The 1,016-nt window shown below is 63.1% G+C and carries 1 protein-coding gene; it reads left to right on the forward strand.

From position 1 onward, the window contains the following. Positions 1 to 1,016, forward strand: a 1,016-nt coding sequence (locus AC3FKH_RS34435; protein ID WP_488680159.1) for a bifunctional UDP-4-keto-pentose/UDP-xylose synthase, incomplete at both ends; no start/stop codon positions are given.

Raw genomic sequence — 1,016 nt, forward strand, 5'->3', positions numbered from 1 at the left:
CTTGGCGTCAACGGCTTCATCGGCCACCACCTGACGCGCCGCATCCTGGAAACCACGTCGTGGGAGGTCTACGGCATGGACATGTCGTCCGACCGCCTGGGCGACCTGGTCAACCATCCGCGCATGCACTTCTTCGAGGGTGACATCACCATCAACAAGGAGTGGATCGAGTACAACATCCGCAAGTGCGACGTGATCCTGCCGCTGGTGGCCATCGCCACGCCGGCCACCTACGTGCGCAACCCGCTGCGCGTGTTCGAGCTCGATTTCGAAGCCAACCTGCCGATCGTGCGCAGCGCCGTCAAGTACGGCAAGCACCTGGTGTTCCCGTCGACCTCCGAGGTCTACGGCATGTGCGCGGACGAGGAGTTCGATCCGGAAGCCTCGCCGCTGATCTACGGCCCGATCAACAAGCCGCGCTGGATCTACGCCTGCTCCAAGCAGCTGATGGACCGCGTCATCCACGCCTACGGCATGGAGCAGGGCCTGAACTACACGCTGTTCCGCCCGTTCAACTGGATCGGCGCCGGGCTCGATTCGATCTTCGAATCGAAGGAAGGCTCCTCGCGCGTGGTCACGCAGTTCCTGGGCCATATCGTGCGCGGCGAACCGATCAAGCTCGTTGACGGCGGTGCGCAGCAGCGCGCATTTGCCGATATCTCGGACGGTATCTCGGCGCTGATGCACATCATCGAGAACAAGGACGGCGTCGCCAGCGGCAAGATCTTCAACATCGGCAACCCGTCCAACATCCACTCGGTGCGCGAGCTGGCCGAGATGATGCTGAAGATGGCCGCCGACTACCCGGAGTACGCCGAAGAGGCCCGCAAGACGCAGATCATCGAGACCTCGTCGGGCGACTTCTACGGCAAGGGCTACCAGGACGTGCAGCACCGCGTGCCGAAGATCGACAACACCATGCAGGAACTGGGCTGGAAGCCCGAGGTGACGATGGAGCAGGCGCTGCGCCGGATCTTCGAAGCGTACCGCGACAAGGTGGTGGAAGCGCGCACCCT

This window comes from Cupriavidus sp. 21MJTG02-4, from assembly GCF_057798975.1.